Genomic DNA, 23,889 nt, shown 5'->3' with positions numbered 1-23,889 from the left:
TACTCAGGTGCAAAACTTATATATGGGTATCTTTCTGAGGTACGCAAACGTTTTTTTGTTTAATATTCACGAATTCAGCACCCGAACTTTGTGGAATATCACACCATAAAAATCCCACTCACCATACGTATATATATCAGACAACACAAACGAGGGGGTGTGACCGTATGCGCAAACAGATAATTATTTCAGCGGCAGTCTTATTGGCGGTGCTGATGATACCTTTCCCCATACAACTTAAAGACGGCGGAACAGTCAGATACAAAGCGGCGCTGTATATGGTCGAAAAGCCCCATGCTATCACAGAAAAAGACGATAAGATGGGCTTTACCGTCGGTACAAGGCTGTACATATTCGGCAAAGAAGTATACGAAAACGTGCAGTTTCAGCCCATAACACAATAGACAGACAACATCTGCGGAAAAACAGAAACTTATGTAGAACAACACAAAAATGAGTAAAACAGGAGGAAAAGAATATGAAGAACACAAATTTAAAGAAGATAGTATGTGCGGCAGTGGCAGGAATGATGCTTGCACTGACAGCCTGCGGTGAGGTCAAGGAAAGTCCCGCTGAAAACAACGGCAACAGCAAGACGACCACCACTACCGCCGAAACGGTACTCACCCCCGATGAACCTGCCCCCGATGAGTCAACTCCCGATGATGAAGATGTTACCGGCGGCAGTTCAAAAACAGTTGTGGCTGAACCTGATACAAAACCTGATGATGAGTTCTATGAGGCTTACAATAATTACGCCGCCGAACTTTTCATCAAGACCTGCGATGATGACCTGCGCGAGGGCAAGAACGCCATGATATCTCCCGAAAGCGTTATGATGGCGCTGGGCATGACTGCCAACGGTGCTAAGGGCGAAACCCTCACCCAGATGGAAGAAGCTCTCGGCGGCACACCCATCGACAAGCTGAACACCGCTATGCAGTACCGCATGGCACGTTTCAACAATGCGGAAGATGTCAGCTTCAATGTGGCAAATTCCGTATGGGTGCGCGATGATGCCGAACGCATCAAAATGTCTGAGGATTTCTGCAACAAGGCGCGTGACTTCTACGGCGCTGAAAGTTTCCTCGCACCATTTGATACCTCTACCGTTGCCGACATAAACAACTGGGTCAACGAACAGACCAAGCAGATGATACCCTCGATAATCGACCAGATACCCGATGATGCTATGGTATATCTTATAAACGCCATCGCATTTGAGGGCAAGTGGGCTAAACCTTATAATGATTATCAGATACAAGCCGATGATAAATTCACCAACTCAAAGGGTGAAGAAGAAAGAGTCGATATGCTGTACTCGGAAGAGGGCTACTATATCGCGGAGGACGGCGTGACAGGCTTCATCAAGCCATATATGGGGTATGAATACGGCTTTATGGCACTCCTGCCCGAAGAGGGCACAGACCTCGCAGACTTTGCCGCTTCTCTTGACGGCGAAAAACTCAGAAAATTCACATCAGATGCAGGCGGAGATGTAAATGTCTGCATACCCGAATTTACCTTTGACTACGACAACGAACTCAGCGAAGAATTGCAGTCTATGGGCATGGTGCTTCCCTTTGAGGGCGGTGATTTTTCGGGCATGGCAGATTGTGCTGACGGCAACCTTGAGATAAACCGTGTTCTCCACAAGACCCACATCGAGTTAGACCGCGAGGGCACCAAAGCCGCCGCCGCCACCGCCGTTGAAATGATCACTGAAGCCGCCATAGAGATAGAAGAACCAAAGTATGTCTATCTGAACCGCCCCTTTGCTTTCGCTATAGTTGACCTCGAAAACGGCAGTCCCATCTTCATCGGAGGGGTAAATACAATTAAGAATTCATAATTCATAATTGTTGACAGGCATTGTCGCTTTGTTTTTCTACCGTAAGAATATATGATAAAAATAATACCCGCAGGAATTTTTTCCCTGCGGGTATTTTCTTACATTCTTCCGACAAAAACAGCCAAACTTGTGTCCATGTCAATAATTAAGCATTATGAATTATGAATGTGGTTATCCCGCTGACACACCACAAAAACAGCGGCTATACAGAACTTAAGGTTCTTGGCGTATATCTTTCCCCCGCCGCAGGCGGGGGAAAGATATGGGGCGCTCAATTATCCTTTTGTTTACCGCATTTTTAGTTGGTGTGCTAAAGGGATAGTCATATAAGAAAATACCCGCAGGAAAAACAATTCCTGCGGGTAATATTTTATCATCATACATTCTTCTGACAGAACAACAAAGCTATAATGTTTGTCAATAATTAAGCATTATGAATTATGAATTATGAATTAGCAAAGCTGCCCGTGTACAGCTGGAAGTACTTGCCCTTTTTGTCTATAAGTTCATCGTGCGTGCCGCGCTCGATTATCCTGCCCTGTTCAAGTACCATTATGCAGTCGGAATTCTTTACAGTAGACAGCCTGTGTGCGATGACGAAGGTCGTTCTGCCGTGCATAAGTGCGTCCATGCCTGCCTGTACCAGCTTTTCGGTGCGGGTATCTATGGAGGAAGTCGCCTCATCGAGTATCAGCACAGGAGGGTCTGCAACTGCCGCCCTTGCTATGGCAAGAAGCTGACGCTGACCCTGACTGAGATTGCCGCCGTCGCCTGTAAGCACCGTGTCGTAGCCGTGTTCCAGCTTTTCAATAAAGCCCGAAGCGTTCGCCAGCTTAGCCGCCGCCCTGCATTCTTCATCGGTGGCGTTGAGATTTCCGTAGCGTATGTTATCCATGACAGTTCCCGTGAAAAGGTGGGTATCCTGCAAAACTATGCCCAGCGTTTTTCTCAGCGCAGGCTTCTTTATTTTGGTGATGTTTATGCCGTCATACCTTATCTTGCCGTCCTGTATGTCGTAGAAACGGTTTATTAGGTTGGTGATGGTGGTCTTGCCCGCACCCGTCGAACCGACAAACGCTATCTTCTGACCAGGTTTTGCGAACAGCTTGACATCGTGCAGAACTATCTTGTCATCGTTATACCCGAAATCCACGCCGTCAAAGACTATCTCGCCTTTCATGCGGGTATAGGTAACAGTGCCGTCCTCCTTGTGAGGGTGTTTCCATGCCCATGTGCCTGTGCGTTCTTCACACTCTTTCAGTTCGCCGTTCAGGTCTATCTTAGCGTTTACGAATTCCACATAGCCCTCATCAGTTTCGGGTTTCTGGTCAAGCAAGTCCATAACTCTGCCCGCGCCCGCAGTCGCCATTATGATGAATGTCATCTGCTGGCTTATCTGGGTTATTGGCATGGTGAAATTCTTGTTCAGCGTCAGGAAAGCCGTCAGCTTGCCCATAGTTATGCCGCCGACATTGTTTATCATCAGCACTGCGCCCAGCAAAGCGCACAGCACATAGCTGATATTGCCGATATTGCCGTTTATGGGCATCAGTATGTTCGCGAATTTGTTTGCGTTGTTGGCGCTGTCGCGCAGTCTGTCATTGAGTTCCTTGAAATCAGCCTGCGCCTTTTCCTCATGACAGAACACCTTGACTACCTTCTGACCGTCCAGCATCTCTTCGATAAAGCCGTTGACCTCACCGAGATCCTTCTGCTGTGCCGCAAAATACTTGCCCGAACTGCCCGATATCTTCGCAGTCACGAACATCATAACCGCCGCCATGAATATAGAGAGCAGTGTCAGGAAACCGCTGAGCGCTATCATCGAGACAAGCGTGACCACCAGCGTAACGGTGGAGTTTATCAGCTGAGGTATGCTCTGTGCGATGAACTGGCGCAGAGTATCGACATCGTTGGTGTACACCGACATTATATCGCCGTGTGCGTGGGTGTCAAAATACTTTATCGGCAGACTTTCCATGTTGTCGAACAGCGCATTTCTGAAATTGCGCAGTGTACCCTGTCCAACGTTTACCATTATCCGGTTGTATGCGTAAGCCGATGAAAGACCCAGCACATAGATGACAGCCAGCTTTACCAGTGCCATCGCCAGCGGTTTGTAATCGGGAATGAAAGCTGCCCCTTCAGCTTTTTTCGCTGTCAGCATCGGTGTTACGTAATCATCAAGCAGTGATTGAATGAACATCATGCCCACCAGTGTGGTTATCGCCTGGATTATGATACATACCACCACTATCGCGAAATGTATCTTGTAATCCTTGAACATGAATTTAAGCACGCGCCCCAGCACTTTGAAAGTGTCCTTATCCATCTTTGGGCGGGGTGCTGTTCTGTCCATACGAGGCATTTACACTCCCTCCTTTCCTAAGCTGACAGCTTTTCCCTCAGCATTTTCGGGACGGTCGAAATCTCCGCCGCCGCCGACCTGTGAGTTGTAGATATCAGCGTAAGTTTCGTTGTTTTTCAGCAGTTCTTCATGTGTGCCGATGCCTGTTATCCTGCCGTCTTCAAGCACCAGTATGCGGTCGGCTTTCTCAACGCTTGATATCCTCTGTGCGATTATCAGCTTTGTAGTGCCCGGTATCTTCTCTGCGAAAGCCTGCTTTATCTTTGCGTCTGTAGCGGTATCCACCGCACTTGTCGAATCATCGAGTATCAGCACTTTCGGGCGCTTCATCAGCGCACGCGCGATACAGAGCCTTTGTTTCTGACCGCCCGAAACGTTAGCGCCGCCGCGCTCGATGTGGGTGTTGTACTTATCGGGCATTCTCTCGATGAATTCATCAGCGCACGCCGCCCTGCATGCTTCTATGCACTCTTCTTCGGTGGCATTCGGGTCGCCCCAGCGCAGATTGTCGAGGATACTGCCCGAAAACAGCACATTCTTCTGCAAAACGACAGATACGTTATCTCTCAAAAATTCCATGTCATAGTCGCGAACATCTACGCCGCCCACCTTGACACAGCCATTTGTTACATCATAAAGCCTGCTTATCAGGTTGACCAGCGAAGTCTTGCCGCTGCCCGTCGAACCGATAATGCCTATCGTTTCGCCAGACTTTATGTGCAGGTCGATATTATGCAGAACATCTTTGTTCTCGCCCTTGAAATATGCGAAATCCACACCCTCAAAGTCGATAGAACCGTCTTTCATCTCCCTGACTGCATTCGGCTTGTCAGCAAGTTCGGGCTTTTCGTCCAGCACTTCGCTGATACGCTTGATACTTGCAGTTGACATGGATATCATTACAAATATGAACGACAGCATCATCAGCGAGATGAACGCGCTGAAAATGTAGGAGAAAAGGCTTGTCAGTTCACCTGTGGTGAGTGTGCCGCCGACTATCATGTGTGCGCCCAGCCAGCTTATGGCGATTATTGCCGAGTAGCTGACAAGCATCATTACAGGGTTGTTGAGCGCCACAATGCTTTCCGCCTTGACGAACATGTTGTACAGGTTGCCCGATGCCTTGCGGAACTTCTGCTTTTCGTAGTCCTCACGCACATACGCTTTTACCACTCTTATAGCCGATACGTTTTCCTGTACGCTTGCATTTAGTTCATCGTATTTGTGGAATGCTTCGCTGAAAGTCTTCATGGCAAACCTTACCACCAGCCCCAGCGCTACAGCCAGCACCAGAAGTGCCACAAGGAACATGCTGCTCATACGCGGGCTTACCACAAAACTCATCACCATACTGCTTATCAGCATGAAAGGCGCGCGCACCGCGATGCGTATGCACATCTGGAAAGAGTTCTGTATATTGGTGACATCAGTGGTCATTCGCGTTACCAGACCCGCCGTCGAGAACTTGTCGATATTGCCGAAAGAGAATGTCTGTATCCTGCGGTATATCTCTTCTCTCAGGTTGCAGGCAAAGCCCGTTGAAGCCCTAGCGCCGTGTACGCCCGACATGATGCCCGCAAACAGGCTGACCATAGCCGCGATCACCATCGCGCCGCCGTACAGCCCCACCGCTTTCATATCGTTCTTTTCAATGCCCAAGTCGATTATTTTCGCCATTATATAGGGCAGCAGTACCTCCATAATGACCTCCAGCATGGCGTATATCGGAGTAAGAATAGTGTCTGTCCTGTACTGCTTTATCTGGGAAAGGATCTTTCTCATTCCTCAGTTTCCTCCTTTTCTGCACTATTCAGATTTTCAGCCATACGGTTAAGCAGAACGTGGAGCGTGTCAAGTTCTTCGTCCGTAAAGCCCTGAAAAGCCTGATCTTCGATGCTGCTCATACAGCTTTCTATCTCAGCTTTGTGTGAGAGCGCCTTTTCGGTGACTATCAGACCGCGCCTGCGTTCATCGGTGTCACAGCCCTCCATAGTCAGGTAGCCTTTAGCCCTCAGCTTTTTCAGCAGACCCGACACAGTTGCCGCTGAAATGTGCATACACCGCTGTATGTCAGAGGGGTAAACAGGTGCAGGGTGATAGATTATCGTCATCAGCACATGGCTCTGCGCGGCAGTTATGTCATTATGGGCAAGCCGCGAGTTTATTATGCACCCGATCTTCTGGTGTGCATATTTTGATGCCCTTATGACATCGGCTTGTTTTGACTTTCTCACTAAATGTTCGCCTCCTTATAGTTAGCTTGCTAAATAGTACTTATATAGTATACTCCTATAATTTTTAAATGTAAAGCGATATTTTATGAATAAACTATTTTCATATGCTTTGCGCATGACTTGTCAGAAATTTACTTCCCGCTTTAGTTATACTGACAATTCTGCCAACATCTTGGAAATAAAATGTTTTTGTAGTTGCGATATCATATTGGCACAGTAAAGGGAAAATCTACCCCAAAAATATTTACAAGAATTTTTGGAAAATGCAAAGATCATCATACAAGTGATGCAATAAAGTTATTTCTACAAAACGCAGGTTTAGGATCGTTATACAATTAAATTGGAGTTTAAATTAAAACACGTTTTTTACGTAAAACGCCCATATTTCAAGCCACAAAAAAGCTCTCACAGCCGAAACTGTGAGAGCCTTATTATTAACTATTCTATCGGCTCAGACATACACGTTTACACGGATGTCACGCCAATTATGGAATTCACGCTTCTCGGACTTAGCTTTGAAGTACATCTCCGCATCGCACTAAAACAGTGTAAAATTGCCGATTTTTAGATAGTTGTGATGAGTTACTTCTTGTCTGCGATAGCAGCCTGAGCAGCCCTCCACCAACGCAGGCGCATAGGATACCCCGAAAAGCTCGATTTTATGGGCTTTTTTGTCACCCTCCACATTGCACGTTTTCGGAGTTTTGTCATCGCCCGAGAAGTGCAGATACCAATCGAAGGAGTTCTCATTCACCACTATTTTTTCAACAAATGCTTCGATAACTGCCTCAGGAATATCCTCATCGGAGTCAAAATTCGTGTACCGTTCAAGAGCATATCTCAGCAGAGTTATACGCTCGTTGTAGTCGGGAACATCACTTGTCTCTGTGACTTTCTCCATGGGCGAAAGCTCGCATATCTGCTCCTGCAAAGATGCTATCTGCGTGTCGACTTCCGACTTCATGTTCATGAACTGCTCTTTTGTGATCTCATCGTCAGCCCTCATGGAGATCAGTTTGTTCAAACGCTTTTCCAGTTTGTCAAGCTCTGCCTTTTTCTGTGCGATAATCTCAGTATTATCCTCAGTGACCTCTTCATCGTCGATATGTTTTTCAAGCATCTCCTCGGCGATGTCAAGTATCCTGTTGGTGTTCCTCAGAAACTCACGGAACAGGTTCTTCGCCATGAACTGTAACTTCCAGCCGGGTATCATCTGTGAGGTGCAGATACCGTCAGTGGGCAGTCCCTTTTTCAGCCTTGTCCTGATAGTTCCGTTGCGTATCTGCGAGTAGCACATATACCCGTACTGCGTACCCTTTGATGTGGTGTGCCATACCTTGCGGTTGAATGTGCATCCGCAGGAGCATACCAGAAGCCTGCACCATACATCCGAAACAGGCTTCTTGCCCTTTTCCTTGCGTCCTGTCTTGTTGGCAGGATTTTTCATTCTCTTGCTTTCCATTATCTCTTGCACCCTGTTGAATTCCTCCAGTGTAACGATAGGTTCGTGTCTGCCATCAACTCGCAGACGATCTATCTCACCGAAATTGTTGATCTTCTTCTGTTCAAGAAAGTCGGGAGTGAACTGCTTGTGGTACTCCAGTATACCAGCGTAGAACGGGTTTTTGAGTATCTTGCTGATGTTTGATTCGTACCACCTGGTCTTGCCCATAGCGGTAAGCACACCCTCTTTTTCAAGCTCGAACTGTATCTGCCTTACACCCATACCATCCAGATACCAGTCGTATATCTTCCGCACCGTCTTAGCCTGCTCGGGATCAATAACAAGTTCTTTGCCGACCCTGTTGTACCCGAGGATATTTCCGTTTCCGTAATACACGCCGTTCTCCATAGATGTCTGCTGACCGCTTTTCACTCGGATAGAAGTCTTTCGGCTCTCGTCCTGTGCAAGGGTCGCCATTATGGTTAGACGAAGCTCGCCGTCACCGTCAAATGTCCTGATGTTATCGTTGATGAAGAACACCTCCACACCCCACCTTTTCAGGTCACGGGTGTATTGCAGAGTGTCCACCGTGTTTCGTGCGAAACGTGATACCTCACGGGTCAGTATCAGATTGAAGTCGCCGTTCTTTGCATCACTGAGCATCTGCATGAACTGCGGACGTTTCTTTGCCGACGTTCCCGTGATACCCTCGTCAACATAACTGCGGACGAATGTCCATTCGGGGTGCTGTTCAAGCAACGGCTTGTACCAGTCCAGCTGGTTCTCCAGAGCCGAAAGCTGAGCCTCGTGCTCAGTGGAAACTCTTGCGTAGATGACAACGTTCTTCGGCATAGCAACAGCATTATATCCGTACATCATACCGCCTCCTTATCTTCTGCGTTTGGTATAGTATAGCGCGCATCTGCAACCTTGTCAAGGCCTTTGCCGTAATACTCATTGCAAATGTTGCGGTAAACGTGTTTGGGTATCTCACCCTGTTCGTACAGCAGACCGATCAGCTTCAGGGCCGCCCCGATCTCCTGTTTGGTCGCATTCTGTGTGACATTCTTTTTATTTTTCTCAGATGTCATTTTGTCCCTCCATAGCAGGTACTTCCCCTGCTTTCTATCTTTTTATATTTATGTTTTTCTGCCGGACTCCATCGGCTGATAATATTATAGCGCGCAACGATATTAAAAGTCCAGATTCAATGCGCACGAACTTTGGAATGAATTTCAGTTTTCCCCGGTGTAATTTGCACTGGAAAAATGAAAAAGCAGTCCCCGAGAGGACTGCTATGTGATATGCTATTGTATGCACTCTGTAAGTATCTCTTCAACTATCTTCCAAATTGATAGTGAGGGGTTATCCTGATAATACCTAAAGCCCTTATAACTTTTCTGAGGATTTCCTATCTCTTTATTATTTCGGGTGATCTTCTCTGCTCTCCTGACAGCATCTTTTACATCAGATAGACTAAGCTTTGAGAGACACCGTTTAAAATTGCGTTCTTCTTTATAGCTTTTCAAGGAATTGAACTTTTCGTTATATGCAGAATTGATCGGTGCAAGATATTGTGATCTGTCTGAAAAAGGAGAGTTGCATTCTTTTTTATGCAGTATCATCCAAAGTTCAAAAGTCAGGTTTGTATATCCAAGTCTATATTCTACGTGTTTCTGCTCTTTGGCTTCCTTTAACTGTGAAAGCACGTTATGAAACTTCTCAATATCCTCAGCTGATTTACCCTCAACATCACAGATGTGAACCACAGAAGGCGTAGACTTAGTGTTTAGCTTTTTGATATACGAGAGTGGGAACTGCTGAATACTTGCGTTGATCTTTACCTTGTATCTTGCATTTTCAGAAGTGTTTATTTCTTTCTGAAGCCATTCAAAATACATTTTCTCAGTCTCGCCCTCAACGGTTAAGGTGTACTGTCTTGTTTCCTTTCTCTCAGTCATCTGCCGCCACCTCTTTACCTTTTATCATCTGCTCGATAAAATCAGAGAAATCGACTTCTTTGATAGCACCATATCTGTTTACAAAATAATTATTCATATAATCCTCGCCCTTGCGGATACCGTCAGCAGTCTTGAAGTCTGAGAGTGCATAATGAACACTGTGATTGGTATCGTCATCTCGCTCAACAAATTTGATCTCATCACGTCTGAACAAAGAAGCATCAAGGAATATCGGATTATGGGTATTGAAGATTATCTGTGCTTTGTTGATATTGATCTCATCATTATGGAAAATATTGATGATGTTCATCAGAGCCATTGGGTGTATGGAAGCATCGAATTCGTCCATAACAAGTGTACCGCCATTTTTCAGAACATTTATCACCAGCGGAAACTCATTTATAAATCTTACCGTGCCGTATGACTCAAACTGTTCAGCAGGGATAATTGCTTTTTTGTCTTTGAAAATTGAGCACAGAACAGCATCGTCGCCCTCGGCAACTGTCTTGTATCCGAGCGCATTAGAGTTGATACCAAATATCTTTGAAGCATCAGTGAGCGTTTTCTCAACATAAATTGTATTCTCGCTTGTGTCTGAGAATTTCTTCATGATCTTTATCGCATCGGAACGGATTATTACCACAAACTTCTTTTCAAACCAACCAAGGATAAGTGCAACGAGCTGTTTTGCAAATATGTTTTTGAAGCCGTTGTTAAGGAAAAGCTCATCATCGCTGAGGCTGTTTACGGAGATGTCCTTCAGCTGCTGACTAACGCTCTTGATATTTGAATTCAGATAAGGCTTGATGCAGGAGGGGATAGATACTTCGAGTTTATCGTTTCTGATAAAAACCGGCTTTTCATTTACAGCAAGTTTTTCCTCAAGAATTTTTCTTGGGTGATCCTTTTCAAGAAAACCACCGAGATCAACGATCATTGAATAGTCGATAAGCATATCGTTCTCAATAAACCTGATAGAGAATTCTACAGGAGCAGAATTTGAATCACAGTTTGGAATAAGTTCCAGTAATGAAGAAGCTGCATTCATCGACATTGGCACATCTGCATTGCGTATATTTCCACGCATAATGATCGACTTCATTGTATCCATTGCACCAATGATGTTGGTCTTTCCGGAAGCATTCGGACCGTACACGACCGCAGAACAAAGAGACTTGTAATTTTTTGCTCCGATCTTTGTGGTCTGAACACTGTAATCCAGCCCTTTCTGCTTTGGTGCAGGAGACATAATAAAGCTCATTTCATCTACAAATGATTTGTAATTTTTCGTTTTGAATTCTAAAAGCATAAATTCGCCCTCCATTTTGCAAAATCCCTTGATATTAGTATATCATATATCGGCTTAAAAGTCAATATGATTTTGCATGATTTTCGCAAAATCACATTACTATTTTACGTTCTGATTCATTATATGATATTTTTTGCGTGAAAACGATCGATATTCATACTCATTACCTCAAATAATTATGAATATCTATGAACTAAAAATACGTCCTATTTCTTATTAAAATCCAATGTTGAAAAAGGTCTGCATTTGGAAATGCAACTAAATCAAGAATATCAACTATATTATGCAAATATTCACAGAGCATACAGCTCAAAAGTAACCTCGCCAACGGAGTGGCGATTCTATTCCAGCAAGCTCGGTATCCCCGCATTACAATTTTGGAAAATTGAATGCTGCGATACATAGCTTGCAAGTGGTTTCCACCCCTTGGACCCCGAACAACAAAAAGGAAAGATAAACCGAGCTAAACAGCTCGGAAGAAAACAATAATTAAAGCTCAGATTCACACCCAGCAAGCTCGGTGTATTGTGTACACAAGAACTGTGCAAACAATACACGATGCTTGCTGAGGGAAACTTCCCCATACCCCTGAGTAAACAAGAGCAAAAAAATGGAACAATCAGTCAGAAAAAATATGATGCCTACAAGGTCAAAAATCACACCCAGCAAGCTCTGCACATTGTAATACAGAAACCTGATAAACAATGTGCTGGAAGTTCTGGTGACAGCCACCATTCTTCCTTTAACAAGAACGAAAAAAGGACAGGAAAAAGCAATTCCTGTCCTTGATTGATCTTCATCTATTGTCACTGAAATACTGTCCCATTAAACCGCTTGCTGATAGCTGTCAGAGCGCCCGATTTCCTGCGCTATCAATCAATATGGATCTCAGTTAACAGTTTACAGTCTTCTGGCAGCGTATCACTCACATCAATTATATCTCCGAGCCATTCTCCGACATCACATCTTCTGCCGCCGTATGCCATAAGAACAGGAAGCGGATCTGCATGATCTAATTCACCATTATCGCTCAGAAAGATCTTTGTTCCTTCATGCGAATAGCATACCTTCTTCATGTGGTTGATGATATACTTGAACGATTTGCCGTTTCTGAGAAATAAACCTCTGTATGGATCGTTGATATCTACACCATAAACATTTGGGCTGATCGGAGGATCTGATCTCACAACATTGAGATAAAAAGCTATTTCATCACGGACAGATTCTTCCGCTGACTTGAAAAGACCACTTACATTCCGATATGTTTCATAAACATTGTCGAACAAGTAGCCTGAAATTCCGCTTTCCGCCTGATGTTTCACCAGAATATCAAGCACCTCATTTGACACTTCATCAAGAGCGTGGCATTCGTCTCCGAGGAATACCAGACGGTCGCCTTTCCACTCATCCGAGAGGAGTTCCCACAGTGCACGAAGCAAAGCATTGTCTGCACTCATTGACTCATGGAGTTTGTTTCCAAGATCAAAATCATCAGGGCATAAGTATTCTTTCTTATCGACATTCACCCAGCAGTAATATTGTCCCATAACATTTCACCTCACACTCAATGTGCTGTAGTTTATAGTATCATATCACATAGCGGTGAAAAAGTCAATCGCCATTACAGCGCATTGCACCGAGGGAAATCCACTTTTTGCTGCGCATTTCACAAGAATTATTACAATCATTCCACATTGCTGGACTCAGGTAGTTTTATCGGATATAATGGAGTCACAATAAAACTTTTGGAGGTAACGATTATGTTGAAAACACCTGAATTGGCAATGCCTAAATCACGCAAGGTCACGACTTTCTGCAACGGTAGAAAAGAAGTCTGGAACGACCGTGAAGACGCACAAGCGTATTTTCTTGAACTTATGATGTCCACCGACGGTGAGGAACGCGACCGAGCAGAGTGCGTATACATACAGCTCCTGCACGGGCTTGACGAGTGTTCGGACGAAGACTGAAAGGAGCAGACTATGTTGAACAAAATCATGATGACAGGACGTATCACTACCGATCTGAACGTTGTAACTGAGGAGGATTACAGCTACTGCAAATTCAGTATCGCCGTAGATCAGCCAAAACGAAATGGTGTTGATACGGTCGAGACAGATATATTCACCTGCCTCGCCTTTGACGAAAATGCTAAATCGGTTAGTTTCCTTTACTCAAAGGGCGGACAGATAACCTTTGTTGGTTCGCTCAGGAAAGCTCCTGATAATACCGCTGTTATCATCGTTGAGGAACTGCACTTTCAAAACAGGTTTGCAGTTAAGGTCGATGTTGATTCAGGACAGCTTTTTTAACGGTGTAGGCGGTAGGCTCTAAGCCGAACGGAAACGGCTCACTGTAGCTTTTAGATACGGTATCCGTTCCGTTATCCATAAGAATGAAACAAGGCTCTTAGAGTAATTCTGGGAGCCTTGTGCTGTACCAAAATAATTGATAAATTAAAGCGTCAACTTTATTTTATCAATATCATATATAATATCAAACACTTTTTTAAACGCTAGATATGATTTAGATTTTTTATCAATAATAACTTTATCTGCAAAATCAAATTTACTAAGAGCGTAATTGGTTGTACTAGATGATGTTGATGATACAACTCTTGCGTCTGATGAACCATCGATTATTTTTAGGCTGTTTGAACCACAAATTCTACATTTAGTACATATTTTTTGATCTCCTAGATTTCTGCCATATTCATCAAACTCATTTCCTAAATATACCCTTCTAGCTACTCCGTCTTCACATATGTATTCTTTTTTTATTTCTGAATCCAAGTATAAATGCTCAATACATATTGCATCATCTGGGTTTCTATGGTCAGGAATAGGAATTGCCATTGAATAAACGTTGTTTCCCCAGTATTTATATGTTTTATCATCTTCGATGATTTGTTTTATAATCTTCGGTTCGTCCCTGTCAAAAATAAAGACAAATTTTTTATCATGATTGACTTTTGAAAATGAACGGCACATTTCTAATAGAACTGAACTGCCCATATTTGTTTTATTATTATATTCAAGAAATGCAAAATCTAATTCAGTATATTCATCCTTTATCAATTCCCAGTGCCTCTTTAAATGGATCCAATCTGTACACCCTTCTGTTATAATAAGTATAGCAGCAGAAAGAGAATTGATTTTTCTATAAAAATCCACAAATGCATTTTGAAATTCATCACTTGAAAATGGAACTAATCCAGAACAGGTGTTCAGTAGATAGAATTCTTCTAGTTTATAGTACATTCCCTCATCTTTATAACATGGCAAGGTTAGTGTCATCGAGTTACTCTTAACATATAACACACCATTTGAGATGGTGTAGCCAAGATGATCTCCCAATTCGCTATATTTAACAGCGTCTAAAAACCATTGAATGCATTGTTTATGAATTGCATAATTATCGCAACCAGCTTGAAGAAGATAATATTCTTTTCCTTCATATTTTTTGTCAACTTTAACTTCTTCAACATTTGATATGTTATTAAAATGAATCGTGAAACCTGAGTGATCAACATCCATAATATCATAATCATGAAATAATTGATAATATGATTTTACTATATACTTGCGCAACTCGTTAATTCTTTCTTCATTAATACTATTCCTAAAATCATACAGCTTTTTCAAGAAAAAGGATATTGCTTCATCTGAATAGGCAATATCATAAAAGCCTATACGAGAAACATATCCAGGGCACATATATCCTCCATCATCCCACCGAGATACTGTAAACTTATCCTGATTACTTTTTAGGAAAAAATAGAATGCACTTTCCTGTGCGTATGATAAGTCGTCACATTCTTGGCTTTCTTTGTCTTGTTCATCTTGAGGAAAGTCATAGTATCCAAATGATCTGAAAATAGATATTCTATTGTTTTCCTCTATAGTAATACCCAACTCACCGAAATCGCCAAAATTGAATTCATTTGTTTCAATATCGTCACTATAGCAATCAAGTCCTGTAAGTTCCTCGATATGTTTGGCAAGTTCTTTTATATTCTTAAAACTATATGAATCATCCATAGTATGCTGTTGCCTCCATAAATTTTTCATATAACTCGCTTCCATCCGAAGGACGAAGTTGTGGATTATTAGACAAAGAAGACATGATTAAAGCTTTTATAGGTTCAGTAGTATTAATATCATCAGAACTAATTATTCCCCCCGGATATCTTCGATTTAAAATGAAAGTAAATACAGAACATAACTGGAATACATCTGAACATTTGTTTATCTCATCCGATCCAAAATAATGGCTATTTACTGCTTCAGGACTCATCCAAAATTGAGGTCCTATTTTTTCATTGATTCCAGTGATATCATTATGTAATTCTGGCGCAATAAACTCACATAATCCAAAATCCGACAGAACCCACGTAGCTCCTCTTATCAAGATATTTTCAGGCTTAATATCTCGATGTATTGCATATTTATGTAATTCAGATAATGCTCCACATAAACCACGAAACTGAGATGCATATTCATTGTAAGGTATATTATCATGATCTTTAATATAATCTAGTAGATTACCTTCAGCTTTTGGCATTATTACAAATTTTAAATCAAGGTTTTCTTTTGTTTTAGGAATATAGCAGTCCACTGTACCATCATCAATATACTTTATTAAATGAGGATGATTAACCAATTTCATCAAGTTTATTTCTTGCTCAAAACGTTTTTCACCTTTTTTTGAATGATTAAGCAGAAACTTAACAGCATATTCATTTCCAGCAAAATCGATGCAACTGAAAACAGTTCCATTCCCACCGCCTCCAATTTCTTCTATAATTTCATATTCATTATCACTATTCGAAATTATGTTATCATCGATTCGATATAACAATTGCTTTCTTTTATTATATAATTCCATATTAGTTCACCTTATAGCAAGTTTTTAATCGCTCTCTAATAAAATCTATTCGCCAAATCCTACTACTAAGGGAATTAGCATCGCTCAGGCAGTGCGTTGCATAATCACGATATTCATCTTCCTCTGCTTGAGGTCCAATTAGTTCATCCATTTTTTGTAATCTTTCTCTTACAAATTCGACTGATGATAAATCTATTTTTTGTGTTTTTTTCAATTCAAATATACATGCAAATAACGAATAAAAATCCGACTTTTGCTTGAATCTAGTTTTACTTATTGGCATTATTTCTGAGTCAAAAATAATATTTATATCGTCTAATATATTTACAAATTCATCATATATATCTGCCTTATTCTCCATAATAACATATTTTTCGCATACGCTATCAAGATATTCTTTTTTATCTTGAATACCTTCAAGTAAAATAGTTAGCAATTCTTCAATATATTCAACATCCAGCATTCGTCTTCTTTGCTTCGGAGTAAAAATTCTTGAAGTTTCAAAAAAGTCTAACTCTGATAGTTTTTCAGCCAATTTAATAAAATCTCCTGGGAAATCGGCTTTTCTAAGTTCTTGTTTGTTTAGCTGAACAGTATACTTGTTAACTCTTGAATACAAATCACGAATTTCTTCATCAGTTGGATTAAAGATTTCGTTAATATCAATTTTGTATCTTAAAACAGCATTTTTAGTTTCTGCATCTAATTCGGAGAATTTTAGTCCCGAGTATTCTCCGACATATGGTGATTTCAATTTTAATTTATCATTAACAAAATTTAAAATAGCCGTTAATCGCTGTTGACCATCAATTACAACCCTGTAGGTATTTTCACCCTTCATGATTGACTTAATATAAATTTTGGGAATAGGTATTCCTTTAAGAATAGTATCAATTAACATAATTTGAGCAGCTCTTGTCCATACAACATTTCGTTGAAAATCAGGTTGTAATTCTAATCTGTGATTGCTATCCCAATCTCTAATATCTGATATCGGATGTGAATAAGATTCCCATTTCATATATATTTCTCCTTATTTTTTTAGTTTTCTATAATATTCTTGTATTGTAGAATCAGCAATTATCCGTATCTTCACAGCGTCTGAGATGCTTAATGAAGTCCATAGATTTGGTAGCATAGAAATCGTTCCGCTATCCTTATCAACAATAAAGTATTTGATCAAACATGATCTGCCCAATGGATTAAAAAGAATCAACGTTTTAACATCCTTTTTGAGTGGGTGTTGATTTAGCAAATATGCTGTCGCTACGCTCAACTTCTAGCCCGTCTTCTTTTCTTTTAATGTAAAACTTTATAAAATAGTCGACAATAGAATCAAGATCAGCTATACCATTTTCGTTTGCTGTTCTTAAAAATGCTAATACAGTAACAGGCATATATGTAGTTTGTATCCTTGCTTTGCTTAAATCGGAAATAAAGCAATCTTTCACCATGTTTCCCGGCATATTAGCAAGTTCTAGTTGCTGAGAATTATACTGTTTAACTCTATCAGCTATTCTATTGTCGTGCTTTTGCGTCTTGGTGGGATTAACCGCTCCGTTGTCCGAATTGTTTGATAATCGCAATTCAATAGCTTCAAGAATATCATCAACGAGGATCAATGGAACGGATTCTTCGATTAGTATTTTAGAAATATCGGAATCAGAAATGCTGTTATTCGCTTCCTTGAAAGCTACTATCTTTTCAATTATTTTATCATAATTATCCATGTTCCCTCCTACGATCTCATACTATTCTTGTCAGCTTTTGGTGTATCAATTATTCAAACTTGCTGCAATATTCTTTTATAGCATCCACATCAACTGAACCCTCTCTTGCATTAATTTCATCAAGGAAATCATACAGATTAGTCACAAAATCAGAAGGAAGAGTTGCGTTATCAATTATCTTTTCATAAAGAATATCTACTCCGCCACGCATATAACTATAAAATAACTCTTCATCTTCTTTAGAAAAGTTGTTTCCCAAAGCTTTTTTAATTCTCTCTGAAACATCTGGCTGATTTTTTTCATCCAGTAACATTATAGTTCTAAACACGAACATAATATCAGCGTTGTTTTTCATAAGAATATCACCAAATACAGCTCTTTCCTCATCAGAAGATCTGTCAAGAGGTTCAGCTCGCTGGTATGAGAAGCCTATAATTGGTGCTACAAGGTAGACATCATAACTTCTTGCGAAAATCTGATCACCAGCTTCATTGTAGGATGAAGATAACGCTCTTGCTCTTGCAGCGTGTCTGCCCTTAAAATTAAACTGTTTATCAAACATCAAATGCCTCCTTGATTTCAGTTTCAACAGATGTGACCTTCCTGAATAAATAGCTGCTTCCTATTTTTCCGGAAAGATGTTCGTGAGCAATTTCGCCATCTGTATCTTTTATAAATATGATGACCTGTTCACAAATCTCAGGAATAGTATCACATACTGTTTTAATTCGTTTTTTATCAAATGCAGATAATGGAGCATCCATAACAAGGGGATAAGGCTCAGTTGTGAGCTTCTTCTCTTTCTTATCTTGCTCATATTTTTTTGCAGTTTCAATAACTCCGGTGATAAAAGCAAAAACAACAGATATACTCTGAGAAGTTGAGGTTTCCACTTCATCCTGAAGGTTTTGTACATCGTTTACCATTATCTTAACATTGTACTTGGAGTCTATATTAAGCGATAGACCTTCCGAGTATATGTTTAAGAATATCCTGTTGATACACTCTTCAAGATATTCACGAACGCCTTTTTCATAGGATGAATATTCCTTTTCTATGTAATCATATGCAGCCTCAGCATACGAACGGTATATAGCTATTTTTTTGTTTGTTTCATCCTGTAAAGAAAGCTCTTTTCTTCTGGAATCTTTGATCTTGATTTCACTTTCAATTTCATTGATCCGAGTAATGATTTCCCTGATTTCCTGCTCATCGTTATCTTGCTTTATTTTAATAGTACGCTGCTTTAATCGGAGCTGTTCAATATCCTTAACATTATCTAACTGCGCATCATAGTTTTCAATATCTAACCTTAAATCATCTATCGTTTCAATATTTTCCGTATCACTACGCAGCTTGTTAGCAACATACTCATAAAGGTCAGATGTTCCAGTAATTCTTGCTCTTCCTTCCGTTATATATGAACCGATCATATTACCCAAAGATTTTGGCGGAATGTAGTTGAGCAGGAGATTCAGCTCTTTTTCTTCGGGTGAACCGTCCTTTATTTCTGTACCACAGATACATCTATGATGCTTGAAAATGTAGTCTATTGTTTTATCGTCAATAGACGGAACGCCTTTATCGACCGCATCTGTTTCAGCAAGCATTTTTATTGCCCTTGCGATTAGATGCTGAGAAAAATAATTTACTCCATCTTTACTCAAATGCGAGAAAATGTCCTTTGCAGAATTATCAACAATTTGACTGAGTCGTTCTATTTTTCTTTCTGCCTCTGCTTTCTTTTTGGCAATTTCTTCGCCTTCTTTGTTTTTTACGATTTGCTCAGTAAGTTTATCATATTCTTGCTGAATAATTGGTTTAGCTGCTTCCAGCTCATCTTTACGATTGTTCAATCCCTGCATCTCAATTTCCAAAGCAGATATCTCTTCGGTCAACCTTGATACACTTTCATTTCCTGAATCGGAATACTGTTTATTATACTTACCAAGGACAGTATCGCTTCTCATCCTGCCTTTATCTTTCTTTGGGTCGCTCTTTATATGAATAAGCGCATTGAGATAACTATCAAGTCCGAGGATCCGTCGAACTGCTTCTGCAAATTCATCACTTTTACCAGATTGTATTTCAGCGCTCATTTTTTCAACACGTTCACCGTCAAAAAGAAAATATCTTGAAAGCTCTCTGGGAAGGATGCCATCAATAGTTTTATTTAGTTTATTCTCTGATTTAATAGTCTCAGTCTGACCATCTTCTTTTTTATATGTAAGAACACACTCTGAGGAACGAGGCTTAATAATGTCACCGAGTAGATCCTTTTTATAAACTAAAGAACGCTTCAGGGTATACTCAATATCTCCGTGAACAAATACTAATTCAACAAATGTTTCTGCTGTATCAGTATTTGTCATTTCTGCCTTCTTTGATTTTGAGAAAATATCCTGATCCTTAAAATCTGTTCTTCCATACAGGCACCATGTAAATGCTTGAGCAAATGAAGTTTTGCCTGTACCATTATCGCCCATAATGATAGTTACATTCTTTACATGATCAGTTGAAAAAGTTACAGTCGTTTTTTCTTTGAACTGTCTGAAATTCTGTAGTGTTATTTGCTTGAAATACATTCTACTTCCTCCTGTATGATCTTAATGATCTTATCTGCCATTTGACTGTCAGACAATTCCTTAGACTTGTTATTCTTTGCCTCTGATGTTATTATACGATAAACTATCGTTTTTATCTTTTTCTCATCTAAAGTGTTATATCCCGTATCATTCATAATAATCGAACTCCTCTACAAATGAGTAATCCTCTTCTTCTATACCATATTCTTCTCTGATATCATCAAGCATTGCATTGCTTTCCACATAATTGTCAGCAAGTCTTGAAAATTCAAATGCACGTGCAAGCTCGTTTTTGACCATAGTAATTGTTAAATTCTTGCTTTCATCAGTCATATATATCGATGAACCAAGAGGCATAGGAAGGGTGATAAAATCGTAAATTTCAGCATATTCTTTACCTTCAGCCAGACGTAGAACACGTCCACGCCTTTGAATGTATTCTTTTGGATTTGTAGTACTTGCAAGAATAAAAGCCGTTTTTATACTTGGTATATTAACACCTTCATCCAAACACTTTATTGCAATTAATGCCTGAAGATTGTCACCGCTTGCAAATTCACTTTTAAGAAGTTCACGTTTTTCAACGTTTTCCTTAGAAGTAAACTGTGATACTTTCATTCCCAATTTATTGCCAAGCATATCAGTAACTGCGTCTATTTGACGAGTTTCTTCTTCATACACTTCAAGTTTGTCTCGTGTATAATCTGGAAGTGAAGCCGAACCACAATAGACGAGAATATTATACTTATCTTTATATGGTCCGATTTCCTTAAGCAATGCCTGCAGTTTGCTTTCGGAAGCAGCTACAATTCTTGAGCGAGCCATGGCAAGTTTCTTGCCTTTTTCGTTTAGCTTATATGTGCCATCTTTAGCTTTTACAAGGCACTTTTGCATTGATTTTGATATGTTTGAGTACTTATTAAGTTCATCGTCATTAAGGCTAACGATAATGGGATAATACTTATACCTTGTAAGTTTCTTCTCCTTAATGGCTCTTCCGAGATCGTATGATATGCATTTATCTCCAAAGTAATCATACAACTTCTTTGTGCCTGTAGGATCTCCATATCGATCGAGCGTTGCAGATAATGCAAGGCGATACTGAAAATTTTCATTCAACAGCTCGCTCAAGTATCTTGCACCGAAATTATGTGCTTCATCAACAACAAATAAACATTTCCCTCTTATTTTAGAAATGGTGTTTTGAACGTACTCCGAGGAATAGGTGGCATTTGTACAAATAAAACAAAAGAAGTCCTTGCCACGAACACTTAGCTTTTGATTCCTTATAGCTGATTCAAGTCTGTTTTTCCAGTTCTTCTGAGTCGATTCACTATATCCTATGATGGGACTTATATTGAATTTTTCAAGATCTTCGACCCACTGTTCAACAAGATGTTGATATGGGCATACAATTATTACAGCGAGTTTCCCGTGAAATTCATCACTAATCCTAACGATTGATCCAAGAGCTGTTATTGTTTTTCCAGTACCTGTTGCCATATCGAATATGCCTTGAAAGCCATGAGAAGCCCATGTATCGATTGCTTCTTCTTGATAATCATAAAAAGGTGGCTTATCAGGTCTGCAAGGTAATTCCGAATGAGTCTTGCGCTTTTTAAGAATCGTTGGTACTGGAGGAAATACTGTTTCAAATGTATTATAATCTATATCGCTCTTTTTGTATTTTTCGATTATTACTTCATTTAATTCCGGGAAAGAAATAACTTCGATACCTGGTTCTGAATCATTCCAAATGGCGGTAAAAGCATTTCTCTTTTTATTTACACGCTCGTTTTCAAATTCATTTGTCCAAGAACGAAAAACATCGATTGCTTCATAGTTTACGTTTATTGCTGTATTCGTTTCATTCATAGAGCCAGAAAAAGCAATCGTATTTCCACAAGAATCTGTTATTAATCCAAGTTTTTCATGATACATTCCAACCTGACTATCATTATCACAAAAAGCAATTTTTATATCCAGGAAACCATCTTTGATAAGATTAGCAAGTAAGTTTAGTCTTTCCTGCTCGAACTCATTTTCAGGTTCTTTCATCTCTTTGTGCAGAACTGATTTTATTACATCATCACGCTGTTTGTATCCAGCTTTTATCGCTGCTATGTCATCATCAGTCAGATATGGTGACGCAACTAGGCGAATTTTTCCACCATTCTTCACGAGCCCTTCTATCCCGTATGAAGTATTTGAAAGAATAGTTGATGAAAAAAAGCCCACTGCACGATCATACTGAACTGCTTCACGTAATGCTGGAATTAAGAATTCACCTGATATATCCGTGAGTAATGAACGATATTCTGTTTCTATTTTAAGTTCACTTAATGGCATTTTTTACACCTCAATTCAGCTATTTTCTTCTATATAAGATAGGGCATCATCAAGCATATCGAAATCTTCATCAGTGTTAAAGTAACCAACACTAAATCTTACTGTTCCACTTGGAAATGTTCCATTAAATTTATGTGCAAGGGGAGCACAGTGTAATCCGCTTCTAAAAGCTATATTCATATTACTTAATACTTGTCCGATCTCATCAGGAGCATAATTATCAAATGAACATGAAACTACTCCCACCGAGAGTTTAGGATTATAAACTGTAATATTTTCATAAGAGCCGAGAATATCTATTAGCCGTTTATGATTACGCATCTCTTGTTTATAGATTACATTAACTCCAGTTTTTAGTATCCATTCTACTGAAGCGTGCAATCCGGCAATTGCAGTTGTATTATGACTTCCAGCTTCATAGCGTATTGGTATTTCAGAAGGCATATCCTGATTAGCGGATTCTATTCCGGTCCCCCCTATGATAATCGGTTCAAGGTCATTGGGAAAATCAGTGATAAATCCTGAAATTCCAAGCGGACCGTATAAAGTTTTATGGCCGGCAAAAACAGCATAATCAAATATAGTACTGCTCAGATTAAGATCTATTAATCCTGAGCTTTGACATAAATCAGCAATGTTAATTGCGCCGTATTTTTTTGAAGTTAAAAAAAGTTTTTCAATAGAACATATCGCTCCAAAGACATTGCTGACATGGCTTGCAATAACACAGAACGGTTTTTTATCTTTAAACTGTCTATCAATATCTTCAATTTGTAATTCGTATGTTGTTTTATTAGCACTCAGTTCTATTATATTGAACGATGTAAACTTGTTGAGATAATGAAGCGTTCTTGTAACTGCATTATGTTCAAACGGAGTAATGTAAACATTAGCATTTACTGGGATCTTTATACCTTTTAATATTATGTTTATTGCTTCTGTTGCTGTATTAGTAAATACAACTTTTTTGTTAGTACAATGGAAAAGGCTTAAAAGAAGCTCTCGAGTTTCATCTGCAATATAACTTGCTTTTGATGATAACTTGTGTTGTCCTCTTCCCAAACTGACACCGCAACTTCTGGCAAACTCATCCAAAGCCTGGTATACACACTCAGGCTTTGGAAATGTTGTCGCTGCGTTGTCAAAATATGCTATACGATCCATTAACTC

The 23,889-nt window shown here is 40.2% G+C and carries 21 protein-coding genes; 4 read left to right on the top strand and 17 right to left on the bottom strand.

The genetic code is table 11. The annotated features are described in order from the left end of the window. The first annotated feature begins 167 nt into the window (after window positions 1–167). Together CUS_RS15590 and CUS_RS15585 are read left to right on the top strand one after the other, a co-directional pair. Window positions 168–404, top strand: coding sequence for a hypothetical protein (locus tag CUS_RS15590; RefSeq protein WP_002852561.1), 237 nt, complete (start codon window positions 168–170; stop codon window positions 402–404). Between the two features lie 74 nt (window positions 405–478). After that, a complete protein-coding gene (locus CUS_RS15585) occupies window positions 479–1,852 on the top strand; it encodes a serpin family protein (protein ID WP_002852473.1) in 1,374 nt (457 codons plus the stop codon). Window positions 1,853–2,297: 445 nt separating this feature from the next. On the opposite strand, the gene CUS_RS15580 is transcribed toward CUS_RS15585, so the two are convergent. From CUS_RS15580 to CUS_RS15540, 8 genes are all read right to left on the bottom strand, one after another. Continuing rightward, complete coding sequence (locus CUS_RS15580) at window positions 2,298–4,220, bottom strand: ABC transporter ATP-binding protein (protein ID WP_002852573.1); 1,923 nt, start codon at window positions 4,218–4,220, stop codon at window positions 2,298–2,300. Then, window positions 4,221–6,002, bottom strand: coding sequence for an ABC transporter ATP-binding protein (locus CUS_RS15575; protein ID WP_002852568.1), 1,782 nt, complete (start codon window positions 6,000–6,002; stop codon window positions 4,221–4,223). Next, window positions 5,999–6,454 (bottom strand): MarR family winged helix-turn-helix transcriptional regulator, encoded by a 456-nt coding sequence (locus tag CUS_RS15570; RefSeq protein WP_002852469.1) that lies wholly within the window; start codon window positions 6,452–6,454, stop codon window positions 5,999–6,001. The genes CUS_RS15575 and CUS_RS15570 overlap by 4 nt, the downstream gene beginning before the upstream one ends. A 538-nt stretch (window positions 6,455–6,992) precedes the next feature. Beyond that, on the bottom strand, window positions 6,993–8,774 hold the full coding sequence (locus CUS_RS15565; protein ID WP_100084607.1) for a recombinase family protein: 1,782 nt from the start codon (window positions 8,772–8,774) through the stop codon (window positions 6,993–6,995). After that, the gene (locus CUS_RS15560) at window positions 8,774–8,989 is read right to left on the bottom strand and encodes a hypothetical protein (RefSeq protein ID WP_002852562.1); all 216 of its coding nucleotides are present in this window, start codon (window positions 8,987–8,989) and stop codon (window positions 8,774–8,776) included. Before CUS_RS15560 ends, CUS_RS15565 begins: the two co-directional genes overlap by 1 nt. A 216-nt stretch (window positions 8,990–9,205) precedes the next feature. Continuing rightward, complete coding sequence (locus tag CUS_RS15555; protein ID WP_002852543.1) at window positions 9,206–9,859, bottom strand: RloB domain-containing protein; 654 nt, start codon at window positions 9,857–9,859, stop codon at window positions 9,206–9,208. Beyond that, entirely contained in the window at window positions 9,852–11,168 is a 1,317-nt protein-coding gene (locus CUS_RS15550; protein ID WP_037277706.1) for an AAA family ATPase, read from the bottom strand. Before CUS_RS15550 ends, CUS_RS15555 begins: the two co-directional genes overlap by 8 nt. An 872-nt stretch (window positions 11,169–12,040) precedes the next feature. Next, on the bottom strand, window positions 12,041–12,715 hold the full coding sequence (locus CUS_RS15540) for a hypothetical protein (protein ID WP_002852398.1): 675 nt from the start codon (window positions 12,713–12,715) through the stop codon (window positions 12,041–12,043). A 213-nt stretch (window positions 12,716–12,928) separates the two neighbouring features. Here CUS_RS15540 and CUS_RS15535 point away from each other — a divergent pair, with 213 nt between their 5' ends. Both CUS_RS15535 and CUS_RS15530 read left to right on the top strand, forming a co-directional pair. Further along, on the top strand, window positions 12,929–13,138 hold the full coding sequence (locus CUS_RS15535; RefSeq protein WP_002852500.1) for a hypothetical protein: 210 nt from the start codon (window positions 12,929–12,931) through the stop codon (window positions 13,136–13,138). Between the two features lie 12 nt (window positions 13,139–13,150). Then, a complete protein-coding gene (locus tag CUS_RS15530; protein WP_002852566.1) occupies window positions 13,151–13,480 on the top strand; it encodes a single-stranded DNA-binding protein in 330 nt (109 codons plus the stop codon). Between the two features lie 144 nt (window positions 13,481–13,624). Here CUS_RS15530 and CUS_RS15525 read toward each other — a convergent pair whose 3' ends face one another. The 9 genes from CUS_RS15525 to CUS_RS15490 form a co-directional block, all read right to left on the bottom strand. Beyond that, window positions 13,625–15,208: a hypothetical protein gene (locus CUS_RS15525; RefSeq protein ID WP_002852453.1), complete on the bottom strand. Its 1,584-nt coding sequence runs from the start codon at window positions 15,206–15,208 to the stop codon at window positions 13,625–13,627. Beyond that, window positions 15,201–16,055 carry a protein kinase domain-containing protein gene (locus tag CUS_RS15520; RefSeq protein ID WP_002852386.1) on the bottom strand — a complete coding sequence of 285 codons (855 nt, stop codon included), beginning with the start codon at window positions 16,053–16,055 and terminating at the stop codon, window positions 15,201–15,203. The genes CUS_RS15525 and CUS_RS15520 overlap by 8 nt, the downstream gene beginning before the upstream one ends. Before the next feature lies 1 nt (window position 16,056). Next, entirely contained in the window at window positions 16,057–17,076 is a 1,020-nt protein-coding gene (locus CUS_RS15515) for a DUF262 domain-containing protein (protein WP_002852400.1), read from the bottom strand. 199 nt (window positions 17,077–17,275) lie between these two features. After that, window positions 17,276–17,785, bottom strand: a complete 510-nt coding sequence (locus CUS_RS15510; protein WP_037277703.1) for a hypothetical protein — start codon at window positions 17,783–17,785, stop codon at window positions 17,276–17,278. 49 nt (window positions 17,786–17,834) lie between these two features. Beyond that, a complete protein-coding gene (locus CUS_RS15505) occupies window positions 17,835–18,347 on the bottom strand; it encodes a hypothetical protein (RefSeq protein WP_002852571.1) in 513 nt (170 codons plus the stop codon). Continuing rightward, window positions 18,340–20,370, bottom strand: a complete 2,031-nt coding sequence (locus CUS_RS15500) for an AAA family ATPase (RefSeq protein WP_002852521.1) — start codon at window positions 20,368–20,370, stop codon at window positions 18,340–18,342. Before CUS_RS15500 ends, CUS_RS15505 begins: the two co-directional genes overlap by 8 nt. Then, window positions 20,352–20,525, bottom strand: coding sequence for a hypothetical protein (locus tag CUS_RS19930; RefSeq protein WP_002852377.1), 174 nt, complete (start codon window positions 20,523–20,525; stop codon window positions 20,352–20,354). The genes CUS_RS15500 and CUS_RS19930 overlap by 19 nt, the downstream gene beginning before the upstream one ends. Then, on the bottom strand, window positions 20,518–22,719 hold the full coding sequence (locus CUS_RS15495) for a DEAD/DEAH box helicase family protein (protein WP_002852564.1): 2,202 nt from the start codon (window positions 22,717–22,719) through the stop codon (window positions 20,518–20,520). The genes CUS_RS19930 and CUS_RS15495 overlap by 8 nt, the downstream gene beginning before the upstream one ends. Window positions 22,720–22,734: 15 nt before the next feature. After that, window positions 22,735–23,883 carry an aminotransferase class V-fold PLP-dependent enzyme gene (locus tag CUS_RS15490; protein ID WP_002852496.1) on the bottom strand — a complete coding sequence of 383 codons (1,149 nt, stop codon included), beginning with the start codon at window positions 23,881–23,883 and terminating at the stop codon, window positions 22,735–22,737. Between the last annotated feature and the right edge of the window lie 6 nt (window positions 23,884–23,889).

It is taken from the genome of Hominimerdicola alba 8, from assembly GCF_000178155.2.
GTDB lineage: Bacteria > Bacillota > Clostridia > Oscillospirales > Ruminococcaceae > Hominimerdicola > Hominimerdicola alba_C.
The sequence above is the reverse complement of the archived record's forward strand: the minus strand, read 5'-3'. Positions and strand labels throughout refer to the sequence as shown.